Raw genomic sequence first — 19,374 nt, forward strand, 5'->3', positions numbered from 1 at the left:
CCGCCACTTGCCGGTTCCTGGCTGAGCCGCGTGGCGGCCTGGCCGTCTTTCGGATGGGTTGACCCCGCGCCCGCATCCGTCCAATTTGCCGGCAAAATCAACGGGAGGACCCATGCGCTTCTTGAAATTCTCTGGCACTGCAACCGCTTTGATCATGGCCGCGGCCTGCCTGCTGGCCGCGCCCGCGGCGCAGGCGCAGAGCTTCATCAACGTGCTGACCGGCGGCACCTCCGGCGTGTATTATCCGCTCGGCGTCGCGATCGGGAAGATCTACGGCGACAAGATCCCGAACGTGAAGACCCAGGTGCAGGCCACCAAGGCCTCGGTCGAGAACCTGATCCTGCTGCAGCAGGGCCGCGGCGAGCTCGCCTTCGCGCTCGGCGACTCCCTGAAAGCGGCCTGGAACGGCGAGGAGGAGGCCGGCTTCAAGACCAAGCTGGACAAGCTGCGCACGCTCGGCGCGATCTACCCGAACTACATCCAGATCGTCGCGACCGCCGAGTCCGGCATCAAGACCTTGGCCGACCTGAAGGGCAAGAGCCTGTCGGTCGGCGCGCCGAAGTCCGGCACCGAGCTGAACTCGCGCGCGATCCTCGCCGCCGCCGGCATGAGCTACAAGGATCTCGGCAAGGTCGAGTATCTGCCGTTCGCCGAATCGGTCGACCTGATGAAGAACCGCCAGCTCGGCGCGACCCTGCAATCGGCTGGCCTCGGCGTCGCCTCGCTGAAGGACCTGTCGACCTCGTCGCCGATCACCGTGGTGTCGGTGCCGAAGGAGGTCGTCGACAAGATCGGATCGCCGTTCGTGGCAGCGACCATCCCGGCCAACACCTATACCGGCCAGGACAAGGACGTGCCGACCGCGGCCGTCATCAATTATCTCGTCACTAGCTCGGCGGTCTCCGACGACCTCGCCTATCAGATGACGAAGCTGATCTTCGAGTCGCTGCCCGAGCTCGTCAACGCGCACGCCGCCGGCAAGGAGATCAAGCTGGAAACCGCGGCGCAGGACAGCCCGGTGCCGCTGCATCCGGGCGCGATCCGCTACTACAAGGAAAAAGGCGTCCTGAAGTAAGGGCGCTGTTTCTCCGGCCTGCATCGCAAGGCCGTTCGCATCCGACTGCGCGGGACCTGCTCCCGCGCAGTCTTATCGTTTCAGGTGGCTGCGGCTGGACGGCAGCATCTGGCAAGGGCGTGCTGGGGGCATCATGACGATCGAAGCCGTGAACATGGAGACGCCGGTCAAGGTCGAGTTCGACAATTTCGAGCACGGCTTTCCCGAAGGTTTTGGCCCCGGCCGCTGGGCCTATCTCGCCTATGGCATCGGTCTCGCTTTCGCGTTGTTCCAGCTCTACGTCGCCGCCTTCAACTATCTGCCGAGCCAGGTGGTGCGCGGCGTCCATGTCGGCTTCCTGCTGCTGCTCACCTTCGGCCTGATCGGCAATTTCACCGCCAAGACGGATGCCGGCCGTATCGCCGGCTGGACCATCGGGGCGATCGGCTTCCTGTGCGGCCTGTATCAGTGGATCTTCTATGCCGACCTGATTGCCCGTGACGGCGATCCCACCCGGACCGACCTCGTCGTCGGAACCTTGCTCGCCGTCCTGATCTTCGAAGGCACGCGCCGCCTGATGGGTCTGGCGCTGCCGCTGATGTGCGGCGCCTGTCTGGTCTACTGGTTCTTCGGCCAGTATCTGCCGGCGCCTCTCAACCATCGCGGCTATGATTTCGACCAGGTGATCACGCATCTGTCGTTCGGCACCGAGGGCTTCTACGGCGTGCCGATCTATGTCTCCGCGACCTACATCTTCCTGTTCATCCTGTTCGGCTCGTTCCTCGAACATGCCGGCATGATCCAGCTCTTCACTGACGTCTCGCTCGGCCTGTTCGGGCGCACGCGCGGCGGCCCGGCGAAGGTGGCGGTGTTTGCCTCGGGCATGATGGGCACGATCTCCGGCTCCGGCGTTGCCAACGTGGTCACCGTCGGCCAGTTCACGATCCCGCTGATGATCCGGTTCGGCTACCGCCGCGCCTTCGCCGCCGGCGTCGAGGCCACGGCCTCGATGGGCGGGCAGATCATGCCGCCGGTGATGGGCGCCGTCGCCTTCATCATGGCCGAGACGCTCGGCGTGGACTACTCGGTGATCGTCAAGGCCGCCGTCATCCCCGCCATTCTCTACTTCGCCTCCGCCTTCTGGATGGTGCACCTGGAGGCCGGCAAGCACGGCCTCACCGGCATGAAGCCGTCGGAGATCCCGAGCGCCTGGAAGGCGCTGGTGGCGCGCTGGTACCTCGTGCTGCCGCTGGCCGCGCTGGTCTACATGCTGTTCGAGGGCTTCACGCCGCTTTATGCGGGCTCGATGGGCCTGGCGCTGACCGTGGCGCTGATCCTGGGCACCTCGATCACGATGGGCTTCTCCAACCAGGTGCTGCGCTACGTGTTCTGGATCGGGCTCGCGCTCGTGGTCGGCGCGCTGTCACGCAACGGGCTGCAGATCGTCCCTGTCGCCTCCGTGGTCGTGGCGCTGGTCATCATCACCGGCTTTGTCCGTGGCGGCATGGCGACGCTGCACGCCTGCCGCGACTCGCTGGCCGAAAGCGCCAAGTCGGCGCTCACCGTCGGCATGGCCTGCGCCATCGTCGGCGTCATCATCGGCATGATGACGCAGACCGGCGTCGGCTCGATCTTCGGCAGCTGGGTGATCGGCCTCGGCAAGACCAGCCTGTTCGCGGCGCTGATCATGACCATGCTGCTGTCGATCCTGCTCGGCACGGGCATTCCGACCATCCCGACCTACATCATCACGGCCGCGCTCGCCGCGCCCGCGCTCGCCAAGCTCGGCGTGCCCCTGATCGCGAGCCACATGTTCGCGTTCTATTACGGCATCATGGCCGACCTCTCGCCGCCTGTGGCATTGGCGGCGCTGGCGGCCGCGCCGATCGCCAAGGAGAATCCGGACAAGATCGGCTGGGAGGCAATGCGCATCGCGCTCGCCGGCTATGTCATTCCCTTCTTGTTCGTCTATTCGCCGGCGCTGATGCTGCAGGCGGGCGATCCGATGGAGGCGCAGATCGGCTTCTACGGGGCGGTGGCGTATGCCTTCGTCAAGGCTCTCGTCGCGATCGGCCTGTTCGGCATGGTCGCGATCGGCTTCCTCTATACCCGCATGACCTTGATCGAGCGGCTGCTGGCGTTCGTCGCGTCGGTCTGCCTGCTCGGCGAATTCCCCTATAGCGACGTGCTGGGTTTCGCGCTGGCGGTGGTGATCGTCGGCTGGCAATGGCGGCAGCGGCCGCCTTCGGCTGTGGCGGCGTCCGCTTGAGCCTCTGTCTCGCGACGTCGGGTGTGGTGAAAGCGCTGGCGCTGGCCGGCTTCACTTTGGCCTGGACGCATTCGGTCGAGAAGACCGCCTGGCAGGAGGATTGGCGCGTCACGTCGGATGGCCTGCAACTGGTGCAGGCCCGCGTGAAGGGCTCCGGTGCCGGCATGGAGCCGCCGCCGGAGGCGCGGCTGGTCGATGGCTGGTACCAATGGCAGATCGATCGCGAGCCGCTGTCGCGCATCGTGCTCGCCAATTCCGGCGCCGCCGGCGAATGGCGGATCTGTCACGACGGACAATGCCGGACGATCTCGGAGATTGTCGGCCATGATATCGGCGCCACGATTACGATGAGCGCCTGTAACGAATAACAAACAACGGGAGAGCGCGATGAGACGTCTCGAGGGCAAGGTGGCGCTGGTGGTGGGCGCCGGCTCGATCGGGCCGGGCTGGGGCAACGGCAAGGCGACCGCAGTGACCTTCGCGCGGCAGGGCGCGAAGGTGTTCTGCGTCGACCGCAACAGGGAAGCGGCGGCCGAGACGGCCGCGATCATTTCAGGCGAAGGCGGGCAGGCCGAGGCCTACACCGCCGACGTGTCGAAGGCGGCCGAGGTCGAGGCGATGGTCAAGGCCTGCTTGGCTGCCTATAGCCGCATCGACGTGCTCGACAACAATGTCGGCATCGCCGAGATGGGCAGCGTCGTCGATGTCGAGGAAGCCGAATGGGACCGCGTGTTCGCGGTCAACCTCAAGAGCGCCTATCTCGCGATGAAGCACGTCATTCCCGTCATGATCGGGCAGGGCGGCGGCTCGATCATCAACATCTCGTCGGTCGCCTCGATCCGGCAGGTCGGCATCTCCTATGTCAGCTACGGCGCCAGCAAGGCGGCGATGAACCAGATGACGCGGACGACAGCGGTGGAGTTCGCGCCCAAGCATGTCCGCGTTAACGCGATCCTGCCCGGGCTGATGAAGACGCCGATGGTTGAGCATTCCGCAGGCCTGGCTGCGAGCTACGCCAAGGGCGATGTCGAGGAGATGTGGAAGAAGCGCGATGCGCAGGTGCCGATGGGGCACATGGGCGATGCGTTCGACGTCGCCAATGCCGCGCTGTTCCTCGCGTCCGACGAGTCGCGCTACGTCACCGGCATCACGCTGGTGGTCGATGGCGGGTTGACCTGCCGGAGTTGACGCGCGGGACGCTTCCTCCGTCATTGCGAGCGAAGCGACGCAATCCAGAGTCCTTGCGTGGCCCCTGGATTGCTTCGTCGCTGTCGCTCCTCGCAATGACGAGGAGGTATCGGTTGGCGGCTACTGCGCCATCGCCAGGATGCTGCCGCCGATCGCATGCCACGCCGGCGTGATGCTGATCGGCCAGTTCAGGAGCTTCACCGCGATCAGCGCAAGGCCGCCATAGACATAGACCGGATGGACCCGCCCGAACGTGCGGCGGTCGTAGATGATGGCGACGACGAGCAGCAGATAGGCGACGAAGGCCGGCGGGATGGTGACGAACACCGGCGGCGGGCCGAGCGGGCCGGGCGGTGCGAGGAAAGTAAGAAACCAGCGCGCCACGGCGGCGTCGAGCAGCGAGATGCCGGCGAGCAGCATCAGCCGCTTGTGCGTCTCCGGCCGCCGCGCGTACATGACGGCGAGGGCAAACATGACGGCGAAGAAGGCGATGCCGCTGAGCGGCACGATCGCGAACGCGATGCCCTCATTGGGTTGTCCGATCGCGGCGGAGCGTTTCATCGCTTCAACCGCCACCAGGAACCCGAAGATCGTCATCGCGGTGGCGAGCGAGACGCCGAAGATGCCGAGCGAGCGGTGCCAGGCGGTCCGGCCTGACGCGGCAAGCCACGTCTGGAGGGTGAAGTACAGCGTCCAGGTGAAGAACAGGAAGCCGTGGAAATGAACCACGGGCGCGCCGGAGAATGAGCCGCGCGCCAGCGGCATCCAGTAGGTCGGCGCAAAGCCGAGGAAGGCGGTGGCCATGCAGGCCAGGGCCATGTTGAAATAAAAATAGCGCGCCGGGGACGCAATGACGCCGCGTGCGCGCGAATGCTCTGTCAGGATCGTCATGGAGGTTGTGTCTGCCGCGACCGCCTGAGGTTCAATTCCCGTGCTATCGCCAAGGCCTCGCTGCATCCACGAGTTCGCGAGCCGGACGCGTCGGATGATCACGCGCATGTCAGTTGCCTGCGGGGACGATTCGGCACGCGCGGCCGCAGCATGTCGGCGTGGAAGGACTTCCGCGGCCGCGCCGCGGCTGTATAGTTGACGGAAAGCACTGCTTTGCCGCCGTTGTCCGGCTTGTCCACGCCTTGAGAGAACCAGCCGCTTGCTGATATCCGCTTTAACGCAGGCCATGAACGTTCGCCGCGGGAATGCGCGGCTGGCCGCGCTCATCACCTCCGGAATGGTGTTCGCGACGGCGGCGCACGCCGTGGGCGCGGCCGAACCGGGCAAGGAGCCCTTGGTCGACGCCGCCGCTTGCATCGCGGCGTCCGAAGCGCGTGACGGCGACAAGGTCCTGACCGAATGCGGGGCGCTGATCGACAATGCCAAGGTTCAAAAGAGCGATCGCATCAATGCGCTGATCGCGCGCGCCTCGATCTACATCGTCCGGGGTGAGGCCGATCGCGCCATCGCCGACTATGGCGTCGCCCTGCAGCTCGATCCGACGCTGGCCAACATCTTCAACGCGCGCGGCGAGCTGTATCGGAAGAAGGGCGACCGCCCGAAGGCCCTGGCCGATTTCGCCGCGGCGCTACGGCTCAACCCGGATCACGTCAGCGCGCGCAGCAACTATCATGACCTCGCCGTCGAGCTCGAGCGTCTCGGCGCGCAGATGGCGGTAGCCGGGCGTCCGAGCTTCAACTGTGCCGGCGCGCGCCGCGCAGTCGAGAAGGCGATCTGCGCCGATCCCGAACTCGCCAATCTCGATCGCGAGATCGACGGCTCGCATGCGCGGGTGATGCGCGAGGCCCAGGGGCCGGCGGCGGCGCGGGCCCTGCAGCGCGAGCAGGAGGCCTTCGTTTCGAAGCGAAACGCCTCGTATGGCCGGCCCGGCTACGATCTCAAGAGGGCGATGCAGGATCGCCTGCGGCGGTTGAACGGCGTCGACGGCTATTAACCATCGGCCAGCGGCTTGAACCCGGTTCCGGGCGCGGACGACAACGGGGGAGACCAGCATCTCCCAGTTGCACCCGTCGGATTCGGAGCCGAGACCACAGCTATGCACACCGTCCGTCATTCGCTTTCATCCCGATCCTCTTACCGCACGCTCCGCCTCGCGGCCGGTTTCGTTCTCGGTCTCGGAGCCCTCCCGGCCTTTGCCGCGGACACGGACTGCACATGGGGCAGCAAGGCGCCGCCGGCGGAGCTGATCACCGCCTGCACGGCCGTGATCGAGCAGGCCTCGAGCTCGCCGAAGGACCAGTCCATGGCGCTCGTCGTCCGCGCCGACATCCGCGCGCGGACGCCCGGTGGAATGACCCAGGCGCTCAAGGATTTCGACCGCGCCATCGCCCTCGACGGCAAGAACGCCCGCGCATACCGGCTGCGCGGCGATTACCTGCGGGTGGCCGGCGGCGACGCCAACAAGGCGGCGGCCGATCTCAGCATGGCGATCTCGCTCGATCCGAACGACGCCGAAGCCTATGAGGAGCGTGGCGTCGTCTATGTCACGCAGCGCCGGCTCGACCGCGCCTTGGCCGATTTCGACCAGGCCATCCGGCTGAAGCCGGATTTCGCGCAGGCCTATGCCGACCGCGGCGTCGCGTTCTATCTGCGCGGCGACAACGAGAAGGCGGTGCGCGACTATGACGAGGCCATCCGGCTCGACCCCGACCGTCCCCGCACCTTCACCAATCGCGGCGCGGCCTACAAGAAGCTCGGCCAGATGGACAAGGCGCTTGCCGATGACAGCGAGGCGATCCGGCGCGATCCGAAGGTGCCGGAATATTACGACAATCGCGGCCTCACCTATGCCGCGATGAAGGACTACGACAAAGCCATCGCCGACTACGACCAGGCGATCAAGATGCAGCCGAAGGCGAATTTCCTGACCAACCGCGGCGACGCCTATCAGTACAAGAACGAGCTCGGCTCGGCCCTCAGCGACTACGATGCCGCGTTGCGCCTCGATCCGGATTTCGCGTCCACCTACAACAACCGCGCCGTTCTGTTCAAGAAGATGGGGGAACGCGCCAAAGCCCTTGCCGACTATGAAGCCGCGCTGCGCCTGAATCCGGGTAACGAGAACGCGGCGGAAGGCCGTCGCGCGATGCTCGCCGAGATCAAGAAGTTCGGTGCCGAGGCGCCGCGTCCGCTGAACGCGCCGTCGGAGCGCAGCGGGCCGTCGTTCGATTGCGCCACCGCCAAGCGCGAGGTCGAGAAGGTCATTTGCGCCGACCCGCAATTGTCGGTGCTCGACCTCGGCATTTCGCAGAGCTATGCCAAGCTCCTGAAATCGTCCCGCGGCCGCGCCGCCGCCGAGCTGCGCAGCACACAGCGCGACTTCCTGACCGAGCGCAACGCCCGGTTCGGCAAGCCCGGCTACGACCTTCGTCTAGCCCTGCAGCGCCGCCTCGACACGCTTCGGGACGCCGCCGATTGATCCATCCGGGAAAATGGCGGGGCCGCAAGGCCTCGCCTGATCCAGATCAATTCATGACGGCTTGAACTGTCGCTTTGTCCCGGACAATAGTCGGGAATAAACACAGATCTTGGGGAAACGTCATGAGCGCTGCCAGCCGCTATCACGAGGTCCATGCCCGGTCGGTGCAGGACCCCGAAGGGTTCTGGGCCGAGGCCGCCCGCGCGATCGACTGGATCGAGCCGGCCAAGAAGGTGTTCGATCCCTCGATAGGCGCCTATGGCCGCTGGTTCGCGGGCGCCGTCGTCAACACCTGCTACAACGCGCTCGACCGCCACGTTGCCGCCGGCCGCGGCGACCAGCTGGCGCTGATCCACGACTCGCCGCTCACCAATTCGGTCACCCGGCTCAGTTATGCCGAGATGCTGAAGGAGGTGCAGACGCTCGCCGCGATCATGCAGGATTTCGGCGTGGGCAAGGGCGACCGCGTCATCCTGTACATGCCGATGGTGCCGGAGGCGATGGTCGCGATGCTCGCCTGTGCGCGCATAGGCGCGGTGCATTCGGTGGTGTTCGGCGGCTTCGCGGCCAAGGAGCTCGCGACCCGCATCGACGACGCGACGCCGAAGCTGGTGCTGTCGGCGAGCTGCGGCATCGAGCCCGGCCGCATCGTGCAGTACAAGCCGCTGCTCGACCAGGCGATCGAGCTGGCCGACAACCGGCCCAAGGCCTGCATCATCCTGCAGCGGCCCGAGCATGTCTGCGAGCTGAAGCCCGGTCGCGACTACGATTGGGCGGCGCTGCGCAAATCGGCGCTGGCCAACGGCAAGCTCGCGCCTTGCGTGCCCGTGCTCGCGACCGATCCGCTCTACGTCCTCTACACCTCCGGGACGACGGGCAAGCCGAAGGGCGTGGTACGCGACAATGGCGGGCATCTGGTCGCGCTGAAATGGTCGATGGAGAATCTTTACGGCATCAAGCCCGGCGAAGTCTGGTGGTGCGGCTCGGATATCGGCTGGGTGGTCGGCCACAGCTACATCATCTACGGCCCGCTGATCCACGGCGCGACCTCGGTGATGTATGAGGGCAAGCCGGTCGGCACGCCCGATGCCGGTGCGTTCTGGCGCGTCATCGCCGATCACAAGGCGGTGGCGCTGTTCACCGCGCCGACCGCGTTCCGCGCCATCCGCAAGGAGGACCCTGAAGGGACGCTGCTGCGAAAATACGACCTGTCGCAGTTCCGCACGCTGTTCCTCGCCGGCGAGCGCGCCGATCCGCCGACGGTGGAATGGGCCGAGCAGCAGCTCAAGGTGCCGGTGATCGATCATTGGTGGCAGACCGAGACCGGCTGGTGCATCGCCGGCAATCCGGTCGGGCTCGGCCTGTTGCCGGTCAAGCACGGCTCGCCGACCGTGCCGATGCCTGGCTATCAGGTCGACATCGTCGACGAGGCGGCCAAGCCCGTGCCCGCCAACACCATGGGCTCTATCGTAATCAAGCTGCCGATGCCGCCGGGCTGCCTGCCGACCTTGTGGCAGCAGGAGGACCGCTTCAAGGAATCCTACCTCAGCGAATTCCCGGGCTACTACAAGACCTCCGACGCCGGCTTCAAGGACGAGGACGGCTATGTCTTCGTGATGGGCCGCACCGACGACATCATCAATGTCGCCGGCCACCGGCTGTCGACCGGCGGCATGGAGGAGATCCTGGCGTCGCATCCGGACGTGGCGGAGTGTGCTGTGCTCGGCATCAAGGATGCGATCAAGGGCGAGGTGCCCTGCGGCTTCATCGTGCTCAAGGCCGGCGTGTCGCGCAGCCCGTCCGAGATCGAGAAGGAAATCGTGGCGCTGGTGCGCGACAAGCTCGGCCCGGTCGCCGCCTTCAAGCTCGCCATCACCGTCGGCCGGCTGCCGAAGACGCGCTCCGGCAAGATCCTGCGCGGCACCATCAAGAAGATCGCCGACGGCGAGCAATGGAGCATGCCGGCCACGATCGAGGATCCCAAGGTGCTCGAGGAAATCGGCGAGGCGCTGAAGAGCCGGGTGTAGTGGTTACCTGCGTGAATACGCTGCTTAATGTGCAGCACCGGTGTCTACGCCACCCCTCATGGTGAGGAGCGTCGCCTTGCGACGCGTCTCGAACCATGAGGCCCGAGCTGGGGCCTCGCCCTTCGAGACGCCCGCCTTCGGCGTGCTCCTCAGGGTGAGGGGTGGAAGACGTCTTCGTGACACGAGAGGCGATTGCCGCACCGGGCTTGACCCCGGCGTCCATTGCCGTCAAGCAACGGCTTCAAACCGCCGATTGACGAGAATGGACCGCCCGATGCGACAGACCTCCGCCCGCCTGGCCTTAGTGCTGATGGCCGCTCTTTCGCTGACGGCTTGTGCCTCTCGCAATCAGGGTCCTGCGGTCGCGCTCGGCAATGATGACGACGATGCGGTGTGCCAGGCCGGTGGCAAGGTCGCGCAGGGGTCCGCGGAATACGTCGCCTGCCGCAAGGATCGCGACGTGCAGCGGCAGCGCGCCGAGGCGCGGGCCGATCGGCGGCAGCGCGATCTCGGCGAATACATGATGAACCATCCCGATCGGCCCTGACGCGCGATTGCAAGTACGTCTCATCGCGCGTGACCGCGCTGCAACACTCGCGACCACATTGGCGTCGCTGACGGGCCGTTTGATCGAGATCAAATTCAACACGGTGTCGTCCCTGCCACAGGTGTGACTGCAAGGCGCGGTTTTGCTCGCGCAAATGTAGCTCAAGTGTGGCTATGGGGACCTCGATGAACAGAACATTCCAAATCTCGTCGTCGCTGCTGGTGCTGGCGGCGGTCTGCGGAGCGATGGGCTCCGCGCAAGCAGCCGATCTGCCTGCGGCGGCGCCGGTCTATACCAAGGCGCCGGTGGTCGAGGCCTGGAATCCCTGGATGCTGCGCGTCCGCGCGCTCGGCGTGCTGCCGGATGGCGGCAGCTCCAGCGTGAACGTCGCCGGCGTGCCGGCGCTGTCGTCGCCGAATTCCGGCCTGAAGATTTCCAACCAGGTCGTGCCCGAGCTCGACATCAGCTACTTCTTCACCAAGAACATCGCGGCCGAGCTGATCCTCGGCGTGACGCGGCACTCGATCAGCGGCACCGGCACGCTGGATGGCCTCAACATCGGCAAGGCCTGGCTGCTGCCGCCGACGCTCACGCTGCAATATCACTTCACCGATTTCGGCGCCTTCAAGCCCTATATCGGCGCCGGCGTGAACTACACGGTGTTCTTCAACCAGAGCGCCGCCAACCAGGTCGTGAACGGTCTTGCCGTCACCAACCTGCACATCTCCAACCAGTGGGGCGCGGCGGTTCAGTTCGGCTTCGACTACATGCTCGACAAGCATTGGGGCCTGAACGTCGACGTCAAGAAGCTCTGGCTGCAGCCGAACTACTCGGCGACCGTCAATGGCGCGATTCCGATCACCGGCCGCGCCAACATCGACCCCTGGCTGGTCGGCGCCGGCGTCACCTACAAGTTCTGATTGTCGCGTTCCTCCCAAGACTGCAATGGCGCCGGTTTACCGGCGCCATTTTTTTGGAACTATGCTTGGGTCGCGAGCCGCGGGCCTGTCAAACTGGAGTCGTCCCGGCCTTGAGCCGGGACCCATACGCCGCAGCGGGTGTGAGGAATCAGGTGCTGAGTCACGACCATCTCGCGCCGTCACGCGAGCCGGTGGCTATGGGTCCCGGCGTTCGCCGGGACGACACCGATGATGGGATAGGCGTCTGCGAATCGATGCCTGAGAGATGGACCCTCGCGCGTCCTACTCTTCCTCTTCTTCCTCTTGCTTCTTGCCGCCGAGGGTCTTGAGCTTGGCGAACACGGCGTCGACGTTGAGGTCGTCCTCGTCGCGGCCGGCCGGCTCGTACTCGTCCTTGCGCGTGGTCTCGGAGGCCGGCAGCAGGGTGGCGCCGCTGTAGTTGGCGTCGAGCGGCTTCTCCTTGGCGGCGCGCTGCACCTCGAAATCGAGCTCGATCTGGGAGCACAGGCCGAGCGTCACCGGATCCATCGGCGTGAGCGTCTGGGCGTTCCAATGGGTGCGGTCGCGGACGCTGGCGATGGTGGTCTTGGTGGTGCCGACGAGGCGCATGATCTGCGCGTCCTTCAGCTCCGGATGGTTGCGCACCAGCCAGAGGATGGCGCTCGGGCGCTCGTGGCGGCGCGACACCGGGGTGTAGCGCGGGCCCTTGCGCTTCGGCTGCGGCGGCAGCACGACCTTGCTCTCCTGCAGCCTGAGCCGGTAATTCGGGTCACGCTCGGCCTTTTCGATCTCCTCGCGGGTCAACTGCCCGGTCGAGATCGGGTCCATGCCCTTGATGCCCTGGGCCGCATCGCCGTCGGCGATGGCGCGCACCTCGAGCGGGTGCATCTTGGTAAAATCGGCGACCTGGTCGAAGGTCAGCGCGGTATTGTCGACCAGCCACACGGCAGTTGCCTTCGGCATCAGCGGGGCGTTGCTCATGGCAAATCTCCTTTGTGCTCCGCCCCGGCCCGGGGGGCGAAACCTGCGGTCATCGGCGATGACGGGGAATTCGTCCTATATAAGCCGTCCCGGGGGCGGGGCGCAATGGCCTGACGAAAACGGCCTTGACAGGGCTCGAAAGCAGTCCCAAGTCGTACCCAAACGCAATCTAGCTCGAAGCCGTGCCGTCTCGACCGCCCCCGCTTGCCGGCCCGGGGTGCTCCGGTCGCCGCAACCAGCCCGCACAGATCAGGCCAATAGATCAGCCCATGTCAGATCACCCGATGGCAGCCAAACCAGACCTCAAAATCGTGCTTTGTTCGCCGCGCGGCTTCTGCGCCGGCGTGGTTCGGGCCATCGATACCGTGGAGCGGGCGCTCGCCATCTATGGCGCCCCGGTGTATGTCCGCCACGAAATCGTGCACAATAAATACGTCGTCGATAGCCTGAAGACCAAGGGCGCGATCTTCGTCGAGGAACTGGCCGAGATCCCCGACAGTACCAACGCACCGGTGGTGTTCTCGGCCCATGGCGTGCCGAAATCGGTTCCCGCCGAGGCCCAGGCGCGCAATTTCTTCTCGCTGGACGCGACCTGTCCGTTGGTCACCAAGGTCCACCGTGAGGCGGCCATCCACTTCAAGCGCGGCCGCGAGATCCTGCTGATCGGTCATTCCCACCATCCGGAAGTGGTCGGCACCGTCGGCCAGCTCCCGCCGGGCGCCGTGACCCTGATCGAGACCGCCGAGGACGCGGCGACCTTCACGCCGAAGGACCCCAACAACCTTGCCTTCGTGACCCAGACCACGCTGTCGATCGACGATACCGCCGACATCGTGGCGGTTCTCAAGGGCCGCTTCCCGAACATCTCGGGCCCGCACAAGGAAGACATCTGCTACGCCACCACCAACCGCCAGCTCGCGGTGAAGAAGGTGGCGCCGGTGGTCGACGCCCTGATCGTGGTCGGCGCGCCGAACTCGTCGAACTCGCAGCGCCTCCGGGAAGTCGCCGAGCGCGAGGGCTGCCCGATCGCGGTGCTTGCGCAGCGCGCCTCGGACATCGACTGGAAGCGCTTCGAGGGCATCAAGAGCCTCGGCATCACCGCCGGCGCCTCGGCCCCCGAGGTGATCGTCGAGGAGATCATGGGCGCGTTCGCCGAGCGCTACGTGCTGCATGTCGAGACCGTCTCGGCGGCCGAGGAGAACGAATTCTTCCCGCTGCCGCGCTCGCTGCGTCCGGAAGCGGCGGCCGAGTAAGTCGGCCGCTTCTTTTCCGACCGACGCGCCCGATCGGCCTTGAACGCGGCGCCTGCATGCGCGATGAAGGCGCAACGGGCCTCCCTGGTTTCGAAGTTCGCATCGGGGGAGGCGAGGGCAGGCGAACTTCGACCATCAGGATAGGGCATGGCGGTCTACACCGACGTCGCCGCCGACGAGCTCGCGGACTTTCTCAAGACCTACGACATCGGCGAGCTGCTCTCCTACAAGGGCATTGCCGAGGGCGTCGAGAACTCCAACTTCCTGCTCCACACCACGAAGGGCTCCTTCATCCTCACGCTCTATGAGAAGCGCGTGGCGGTGGACGATCTGCCGTACTTTCTGGGTTTGATGGCGCATCTCGCCGCGCGCGGCGTCAGCTGTCCGCAGCCGGCGCGCAACCGCGACGGCGCGGTGTATTCCAGCCTGTCGGGCCGCCCTGCGGCGATCATCAACTTCCTCGAAGGGATGTGGCCGCGCAAGCCGGCTGTGGTGCATTGCGCGGGGGTCGGCGAGGCGCTGGCGCGGATGCATCTCGCCGGCCGCGACTTCCCGCTGGTGCGCAAGAATCCGCTGTCGGTGTCCGGCTGGCAATCATTGTTCGCCCAGGCCGCCGATCGCGCCGACACAGTGCAGGCCGGCTTGTCGGCGCTGCTGTCGACCGAGCTCGATCACCTCGCACGCGCATGGCCGACCCATCTGCCCGAAGGCGTCATCCACGCCGACCTGTTTCCGGACAACGTGTTCTTCCTCGGTGACAAGCTGTCCGGGCTGATCGACTTCCCGTTCTCCTGCAACGACATCCTCGCCTATGACGTCGCGATCTGCCTCAATGCCTGGTGCTTCGAAGCCGATCATTCGCTCAACGTCACCAAAGCGCGCGCGTTCTTCCATGCCTATGGCCGCGAGCGGCCGCTGTCGAAAGACGAACTGGAAGCGTTGCCGCTGCTGGCGCGCGGCGCGGCGATCCGCTTCCTGCTGACGCGGCTGGTCGACTGGCTCAACGTGCCAGCGGGCGCGCTGGTGAAGCCGAAGGACCCGCTCGAATATGTCCGCAAGCTGCGCTTCCATCAGGCGGTGACCAGCGCGCGCGACTACGGCCTTGGAGCTGCGGCATGAGCGAGCCTCCGGTCGTCAGCATCTTCACTGATGGCGCCTGCTCCGGGAATCCGGGCCCTGGCGGCTGGGGTGCGATCCTGCGCTTCGGCGACAAGGAGAAAGAGCTCAAGGGCGGAGAGCCGCATACCACCAACAACCGCATGGAGCTGATGGCGGCGATCTCGGCGCTGGAAGCGCTGAAGAAGTCGTGCCAGGTCGAGCTCTACACCGACAGCCAATATGTCCGTCAGGGCATCACCGGCTGGATCCATGGCTGGAAGCGCAACGGCTGGAAGACGGCGGACAAGAAGCCGGTCAAGAACGCCGAGCTGTGGCAGCGCCTGGATGCGGCGCTGAAGCCGCACAAGGTCAACTGGCACTGGGTCAAGGGCCACGCCGGCCACCCCGAGAACGAGCGCGCGGACCAATTGGCGCGCGATGGGGTTGCGATGGCGCGGATGCAGAAGAACGTGCGGGGCTGACGTCTTCTGCTTTTGTGATTTCTGGTCGTCATTCCGGGGCGACGCGTGAGCGTCGAACCCGGAATCTCGAGGTTCCGGGTTCGCTTCGCGCCCCGGAACGACTCATGCGCAGCAGCGCGTGTCAGCTCACAGCTGCCCGAGCAGCGTGTCGCCGCCGGAGACCTCGACCTTGCCGGGGGCGGCTTCGAGGTTCAGCTTGGTGACCTTGCCGTCCTCGACCAGCATCGAGTAGCGCTTGGAGCGGAGGCCGAGGCCGTGGGCGGTGGCGTCGAGCTCCATGCCGATCGCCTTGGTGAACTCGGCGCTGCCGTCCGCCAGGAACACGGCCTCGTCGCGCTGGTCGGTATCGCGCTTCCAGGCGTTCATCACGAAGGCGTCGTTGACGGAGACGATCGCGATGGTGTCGACGCCCTTGTCCTTCAGGGCATAAGCGTTGAGGAAGATGCTGGGCAGATGCATCTTGTGGCAGGTGCCGGTGTAGGCGCCGGGCACGGCGAACAGCGCGACCTTCTTGCCCTTGAAGATGTCGTCGGTGGTTTTGACCTGCGGGCCTTCCTCGCTCATCACGCGGAACTGGGCCTGCGGCAGCTTTTCGCCAACCTGGATCGTCATATCGAAACTCCTTCCCCTGGATCTGCCTTGCAAACGGGCGTTTGCGAACGGATCTCTGCGAATGTGTCTTGCGCGGTGCGCGCTACACTATTCGGCGGGCTGCAAACGGCAACGGCCCGCCGCGTTCACGACTCCGTCATCGCACAACGGTGCTGCGCTGCCAACGGATCAGGCGGCGGCCGCCGGCTTCTTCTTTTCGTCACGCAGCTCGCGGCGCAGGATCTTGCCGACATTGGTCTTCGGCAGCTCGGTCCTGAACTCGATCTGCTTCGGCACCTTGTAGTTTGTCAGCTGCTCGTGGCAGTGCTTGACGATATCCTCGGGGGTGAGGTTTGGGTCCTTCTTCACCACGAAGGCCTTGACGACCTCGCCGGTTTTCTCGTCCGGAAGCCCGATGACGGCGGTCTCCAGCACGCCCGGATGGGCCGCGATGACCTCCTCGACCTCGTTGGGATAGACGTTGAAGCCGGACACCAGGATCATGTCCTTCTTCCGGTCGACGATCTTGATCGAGCCGTCCGTGGCCATCACGCCGATGTCGCCGGTGCGGAAGAAGCCGTCCGACGTCATCACCTTGGCGGTCTCGTCCGGACGATTCCAGTAGCCGGCCATGACCTGCGGGCCCTTGGCGCAGATCTCGCCGGGCTGGCCGAGCGGCACCTCGTTGCCGTCGTCATCGCGGATCGAGAGCCAGGTCGAGGGCAGGGGCAGGCCGATCGTGCCGGTGAAATCGGTCGAGGTCGGCACGTTGCAGGTCAGGACCGGCGCGGTCTCCGACAGGCCATAGCCCTCGGCGATGCTGCAGCCGGTCACCTGCTTCCACTGGTCGGCCACCGGCTTCTGCACGGCCATGCCGCCGCCGTTGGAAACCTTCAGCTTGGAGAAGTCGATCTTCTTGAAATCGGGATGATGCAGCAGGCCGTTGTACAGCGTGTTGACGGCCGGGAAGGTGTTGACCTGGTACTTCATCAGCTCCTTGATGAAGCCCGCGATGTCGCGCGGATTGGGGATCAGCAGGTTGGCGCCGCCGGCGCGCACCGCGAGCAGGAAGCAGCAGGTCAGCGCGAAGATGTGGTAGAGCGGCAGCGCGCAGACGATCAGGAGCTGATCGACATGCGGCGGCTTGTCCATCACCGGCTGCAGCCAGGCGTCGTTCTGTAGCACGTTGGCGACGACGTTGCGGTGGAGCAGCGTGGCGCCCTTCGAGACGCCGGTGGTGCCGCCGGTATATTGCAGGAAGGCGACGTCGTCCGGCCCGATCACGGGCCTCTGGAAGCGCTTGCCGCGGCCGGCGGCGAGCGCGTCGTTGAACGGCACCGCGCCCGGCAGCGAGAACGCCGGCACCATCTTCTTCAAACGGCGGACGACGAGGTTGACGATCACCCCCTTGAAGCCGAGCAGGTCGCCCATGCTGGCGATGACGATGTGCTTGACCTGGGTGTGGCCGACCACCTGCTGCACGGTGTGGGCGAAATTCTCCAGCACGATGATCGCCTCGGCGCCGGAATCCTTGAGCTGGTGCTCGAGCTCGCGCGGCGTGTACAGCGGATTGACGTTCACCACCGCGTAGCCGGCGCGTAGCACCGCCGAGATCGCGACCGGATATTGCAGCACGTTCGGCATCATCAGCGCGACGCGCGCGCCTTTCGCCAGACCCAGGCCCTGCAGATAGGCGCCCATCGCGACCGACATCTCGTCGAGCTCGCGATAGCTGATCGCCTTGTCCATGCAGATGAAGGCGCGGCGGTCGGCAAACTTCTTGAAGCTTTCTTCCAGCAGCTCGACCAGCGATTGGTACTTGCTGGGCTCGATATCGGCGGGAACGCCGGCCGGATAGTGCTTGAGCCAGATGCGCTCCATGAACCTTCCCTCTCCTGATCGTCTTTTATGGTCGCTTGATGTGCCGGCGCGCCGGTCGTCCCGGGGGGCGGCATTCGGCGGCCAAAATCTCACCTCCGGCCGGGCAAGGCAAGCGGTCGGGGCGTAGACGAAAGAGGGACGGGGAGAACGCCGTGCCGGCGCCGTGGCCGGCTGCCAGCGCGGGTGTGCGACGCGGGATCAGCCGTCCTTCGGCGCGGGCTTGCCGTCGGTTTTCGGCTTGGCGGCCGCCTTGGGCTTGGCCGGCTTGGCGGCCGTGTCGGAAGCCGCTGATTTTGGGCTGGATTCGTGCTTGGCGGCGTGCCGGGCGGCGGCCGGCTTGGCGTCGGACGTTTTCGCCTCCGAGGGCTTGGAGCCCGGCTTGGCGGCCGGCTTTGCATCCGCCTCGGACTTGGCGGCGGTGCGGGTGGCTGGCTTCGCCTCTTTGCCAGCGGCGGTGGCATGCGCCTTCTTGCCGCGGCGCTTGGCCGGGGTCTGCGCATCGGCGTCGGCCGCGACCGCCGCGATCAGGGCTGCGCCGGTGCGGGTGGGGCCGGTATAGACCAGCACGGGCTCGGACGGGGCGGGGGCTGCGGCCAGCAGCTCGGACGGCTTCATCGTCGGCGCCTGCAGGCCGGCGAGCAGGGTGCCTCCGGTCGATTCGCCCTCGGCGCCGGCAATCGTCTCCTCGCCGTCATCGTCGCTGGCCGGCCGGTGGCGCCTGCCATTGCACATGTCGTCGCGCAGGTTCGGCGGCGTCGCGTCGACAGGGGCGAGCTGCTCGACATTGCCGAGCGGCGATTTCAGCCAGCTCAGCTGGTTGCCGTTGAAGCCGCGGTCGAGCATCTGGATCGCGCGCACCGCCCGCATCTGGCCCGAGGAGGCGCCGAGCACGACCGCGATCAGGCGCTTGCCGTTGCGCGTCGCCGAGGCCACGAGATTGTAGCCGGAGGCGCAGATGAAGCCGGTCTTGAAGCCGTCGGCGCCGGGATAGCGCCCGATCAACCGGTTGAAGTTCTGCACCACGCGGCGGCCGTAGCGGATCGAGGGGATGTGCACGAAATATTCGTATTCGGGCAGGTCGCGGATGATCGCCCGCGCCAGGATCGCGAGGTCGCGTGCCGATGTGATCTGTCCATCGGCGGGCAGGCCGTTCGGATTGACGTAGCTCGTCTGCGTCATGCCGAGCTTGCGCGCGGTGTCGTTCATCATCGCCGAGAAGCCGTCGATCGAGCCTCCGACACCTTCCGCCAGCACCACCGCCATGTCGTTGGCGGACTTCACCAGCATCATCTTCAGCGCGTTGTCGACGGTCAGCTGCGTGCCTGGCCGGTAACCCATCTTCGACGGCGACTGCGATGCCGCGGTCGGCGACACCGTGAACAGGGTGTCGAGCGAGATCTTGCCTTCCTTCACCGCCTTCAGCGTCACATAGGCCGTCATCAGCTTGGTGACGGAGGCGGGGTACCACGGATAGGTCGCGTTCTGTGCCTCCAGCACCTTGCCGGTATCGGCTTCGACGAGCAGCAGCGCTTCGGCCTGGGCCAGGCGCGGCGCGAGCAAGAGAGCGGCAGCGAGAGCGAGAACTTTCAGCGAGGAATAGCGGGACAACAGGCGAAGCGTCTGCACTGGTCTGGTCCGGTCCTTTGAGAACCC

Annotated in this window: 17 protein-coding genes; 12 read left to right on the top strand and 5 right to left on the bottom strand. The window is 65.9% G+C overall.

Annotated elements, in window-relative coordinates; genetic code table 11:
- Window positions 1–112: 112 nt before the first annotated feature.
- From ACQR1Y_RS31035 to ACQR1Y_RS31050, 4 genes are all read left to right on the top strand, one after another.
- Entirely contained in the window at window positions 113–1,075 is a 963-nt protein-coding gene (locus ACQR1Y_RS31035; RefSeq protein ID WP_434879441.1) for a TAXI family TRAP transporter solute-binding subunit, read from the top strand.
- Between the two features lie 154 nt (window positions 1,076–1,229).
- On the top strand, window positions 1,230–3,323 hold the full coding sequence (locus tag ACQR1Y_RS31040; RefSeq protein WP_434879491.1) for a TRAP transporter permease: 2,094 nt from the start codon (window positions 1,230–1,232) through the stop codon (window positions 3,321–3,323).
- On the top strand, window positions 3,320–3,691 hold the full coding sequence (locus tag ACQR1Y_RS31045) for a DUF1850 domain-containing protein (protein WP_434879440.1): 372 nt from the start codon (window positions 3,320–3,322) through the stop codon (window positions 3,689–3,691). The genes ACQR1Y_RS31040 and ACQR1Y_RS31045 overlap by 4 nt, the downstream gene beginning before the upstream one ends.
- A gap of 19 nt (window positions 3,692–3,710) precedes the next feature.
- A complete protein-coding gene (locus tag ACQR1Y_RS31050) occupies window positions 3,711–4,511 on the top strand; it encodes an SDR family NAD(P)-dependent oxidoreductase (protein WP_434879439.1) in 801 nt (266 codons plus the stop codon).
- Window positions 4,512–4,631: 120 nt separating this feature from the next.
- Here the strand turns inward: ACQR1Y_RS31050 and ACQR1Y_RS31055 are convergent, their stop codons facing one another.
- A complete protein-coding gene (locus tag ACQR1Y_RS31055; protein WP_434879438.1) occupies window positions 4,632–5,402 on the bottom strand; it encodes a hypothetical protein in 771 nt (256 codons plus the stop codon).
- A gap of 286 nt (window positions 5,403–5,688) precedes the next feature.
- On the opposite strand from ACQR1Y_RS31055, the gene ACQR1Y_RS31060 reads away from it, so the two are divergent.
- The 5 genes from ACQR1Y_RS31060 (at window position 5,689) to ACQR1Y_RS31080 (ending at window position 11,435) form a co-directional block, all read left to right on the top strand.
- Window positions 5,689–6,456 (top strand): tetratricopeptide repeat protein, encoded by a 768-nt coding sequence (locus tag ACQR1Y_RS31060; protein WP_434879437.1) that lies wholly within the window; start codon window positions 5,689–5,691, stop codon window positions 6,454–6,456.
- Between the two features lie 102 nt (window positions 6,457–6,558).
- Window positions 6,559–7,941 carry a tetratricopeptide repeat protein gene (locus ACQR1Y_RS31065; RefSeq protein ID WP_434879436.1) on the top strand — a complete coding sequence of 461 codons (1,383 nt, stop codon included), beginning with the start codon at window positions 6,559–6,561 and terminating at the stop codon, window positions 7,939–7,941.
- A 122-nt stretch (window positions 7,942–8,063) separates the two neighbouring features.
- Entirely contained in the window at window positions 8,064–9,968 is a 1,905-nt protein-coding gene (locus ACQR1Y_RS31070) for a propionyl-CoA synthetase (protein WP_434879435.1), read from the top strand.
- 274 nt (window positions 9,969–10,242) lie between these two features.
- On the top strand, window positions 10,243–10,515 hold the full coding sequence (locus tag ACQR1Y_RS31075; RefSeq protein WP_434859756.1) for a hypothetical protein: 273 nt from the start codon (window positions 10,243–10,245) through the stop codon (window positions 10,513–10,515).
- Between the two features lie 185 nt (window positions 10,516–10,700).
- A complete protein-coding gene (locus tag ACQR1Y_RS31080) occupies window positions 10,701–11,435 on the top strand; it encodes an OmpW/AlkL family protein (RefSeq protein WP_434859757.1) in 735 nt (244 codons plus the stop codon).
- Between the two features lie 282 nt (window positions 11,436–11,717).
- On the opposite strand, the gene ACQR1Y_RS31085 is transcribed toward ACQR1Y_RS31080, so the two are convergent.
- Window positions 11,718–12,416 carry a DUF1013 domain-containing protein gene (locus ACQR1Y_RS31085; protein WP_434859758.1) on the bottom strand — a complete coding sequence of 233 codons (699 nt, stop codon included), beginning with the start codon at window positions 12,414–12,416 and terminating at the stop codon, window positions 11,718–11,720.
- 284 nt (window positions 12,417–12,700) lie between these two features.
- Here ACQR1Y_RS31085 and ispH point away from each other — a divergent pair, with 284 nt between their 5' ends.
- The 3 genes from ispH to rnhA all read left to right on the top strand — a co-directional run bounded on the left by ispH (window position 12,701) and on the right by rnhA (window position 15,249).
- Window positions 12,701–13,669 carry a 4-hydroxy-3-methylbut-2-enyl diphosphate reductase gene (gene ispH / locus ACQR1Y_RS31090; protein ID WP_035641886.1) on the top strand — a complete coding sequence of 323 codons (969 nt, stop codon included), beginning with the start codon at window positions 12,701–12,703 and terminating at the stop codon, window positions 13,667–13,669.
- A 147-nt stretch (window positions 13,670–13,816) separates the two neighbouring features.
- On the top strand, window positions 13,817–14,788 hold the full coding sequence (locus ACQR1Y_RS31095; RefSeq protein WP_434879434.1) for a homoserine kinase: 972 nt from the start codon (window positions 13,817–13,819) through the stop codon (window positions 14,786–14,788).
- The gene (rnhA, locus tag ACQR1Y_RS31100; RefSeq protein ID WP_434859760.1) at window positions 14,785–15,249 is read left to right on the top strand and encodes a ribonuclease HI; all 465 of its coding nucleotides are present in this window, start codon (window positions 14,785–14,787) and stop codon (window positions 15,247–15,249) included. The genes ACQR1Y_RS31095 and rnhA overlap by 4 nt, the downstream gene beginning before the upstream one ends.
- 126 nt (window positions 15,250–15,375) lie before the next feature.
- Here the strand turns inward: rnhA and ACQR1Y_RS31105 are convergent, their stop codons facing one another.
- The 3 genes from ACQR1Y_RS31105 to ACQR1Y_RS31115 all read right to left on the bottom strand — a co-directional run bounded on the left by ACQR1Y_RS31105 (window position 15,376) and on the right by ACQR1Y_RS31115 (window position 19,347).
- A complete protein-coding gene (locus ACQR1Y_RS31105) occupies window positions 15,376–15,861 on the bottom strand; it encodes a peroxiredoxin (RefSeq protein ID WP_434859761.1) in 486 nt (161 codons plus the stop codon).
- A gap of 168 nt (window positions 15,862–16,029) precedes the next feature.
- Window positions 16,030–17,721, bottom strand: a complete 1,692-nt coding sequence (locus tag ACQR1Y_RS31110) for a long-chain fatty acid--CoA ligase (protein WP_434879433.1) — start codon at window positions 17,719–17,721, stop codon at window positions 16,030–16,032.
- Window positions 17,722–17,919: 198 nt separating this feature from the next.
- Window positions 17,920–19,347 (bottom strand): D-alanyl-D-alanine carboxypeptidase family protein, encoded by a 1,428-nt coding sequence (locus tag ACQR1Y_RS31115; RefSeq protein ID WP_434859763.1) that lies wholly within the window; start codon window positions 19,345–19,347, stop codon window positions 17,920–17,922.
- Window positions 19,348–19,374: the final 27 nt, after the last annotated feature.

This window comes from Bradyrhizobium sp. HKCCYLRH3099 (assembly GCF_051167855.1).
GTDB lineage: Bacteria > Pseudomonadota > Alphaproteobacteria > Rhizobiales > Xanthobacteraceae > Bradyrhizobium.

What these genes read in the sequence shown, in the direction of transcription:
- ACQR1Y_RS31035 (WP_434879441.1), top strand. Translation starts at nt 113, where the DNA reads ATGCGCTTCTTGAAATTCTCTGGCACTGCAACCGCTTTGATCATGGCC.
- ACQR1Y_RS31040 (WP_434879491.1), top strand. Translation starts at nt 1,230, where the DNA reads ATGGAGACGCCGGTCAAGGTCGAGTTCGACAATTTCGAGCACGGCTTT.
- ACQR1Y_RS31050 (WP_434879439.1), top strand. Translation starts at nt 3,711, where the DNA reads ATGAGACGTCTCGAGGGCAAGGTGGCGCTGGTGGTGGGCGCCGGCTCG.
- ACQR1Y_RS31055 (WP_434879438.1), bottom strand. Translation starts at nt 5,402, where the DNA reads ATGACGATCCTGACAGAGCATTCGCGCGCACGCGGCGTCATTGCGTCC.
- ACQR1Y_RS31060 (WP_434879437.1), top strand. Translation starts at nt 5,689, where the DNA reads ATGAACGTTCGCCGCGGGAATGCGCGGCTGGCCGCGCTCATCACCTCC.
- ACQR1Y_RS31065 (WP_434879436.1), top strand. Translation starts at nt 6,559, where the DNA reads ATGCACACCGTCCGTCATTCGCTTTCATCCCGATCCTCTTACCGCACG.
- ACQR1Y_RS31070 (WP_434879435.1), top strand. Translation starts at nt 8,064, where the DNA reads ATGAGCGCTGCCAGCCGCTATCACGAGGTCCATGCCCGGTCGGTGCAG.
- ACQR1Y_RS31075 (WP_434859756.1), top strand. Translation starts at nt 10,243, where the DNA reads ATGCGACAGACCTCCGCCCGCCTGGCCTTAGTGCTGATGGCCGCTCTT.
- ACQR1Y_RS31080 (WP_434859757.1), top strand. Translation starts at nt 10,701, where the DNA reads ATGAACAGAACATTCCAAATCTCGTCGTCGCTGCTGGTGCTGGCGGCG.
- ACQR1Y_RS31085 (WP_434859758.1), bottom strand. Translation starts at nt 12,416, where the DNA reads ATGAGCAACGCCCCGCTGATGCCGAAGGCAACTGCCGTGTGGCTGGTC.
- ispH (WP_035641886.1), top strand. Translation starts at nt 12,701, where the DNA reads ATGGCAGCCAAACCAGACCTCAAAATCGTGCTTTGTTCGCCGCGCGGC.
- ACQR1Y_RS31095 (WP_434879434.1), top strand. Translation starts at nt 13,817, where the DNA reads ATGGCGGTCTACACCGACGTCGCCGCCGACGAGCTCGCGGACTTTCTC.
- rnhA (WP_434859760.1), top strand. Translation starts at nt 14,785, where the DNA reads ATGAGCGAGCCTCCGGTCGTCAGCATCTTCACTGATGGCGCCTGCTCC.
- ACQR1Y_RS31105 (WP_434859761.1), bottom strand. Translation starts at nt 15,861, where the DNA reads ATGACGATCCAGGTTGGCGAAAAGCTGCCGCAGGCCCAGTTCCGCGTG.
- ACQR1Y_RS31110 (WP_434879433.1), bottom strand. Translation starts at nt 17,721, where the DNA reads ATGGAGCGCATCTGGCTCAAGCACTATCCGGCCGGCGTTCCCGCCGAT.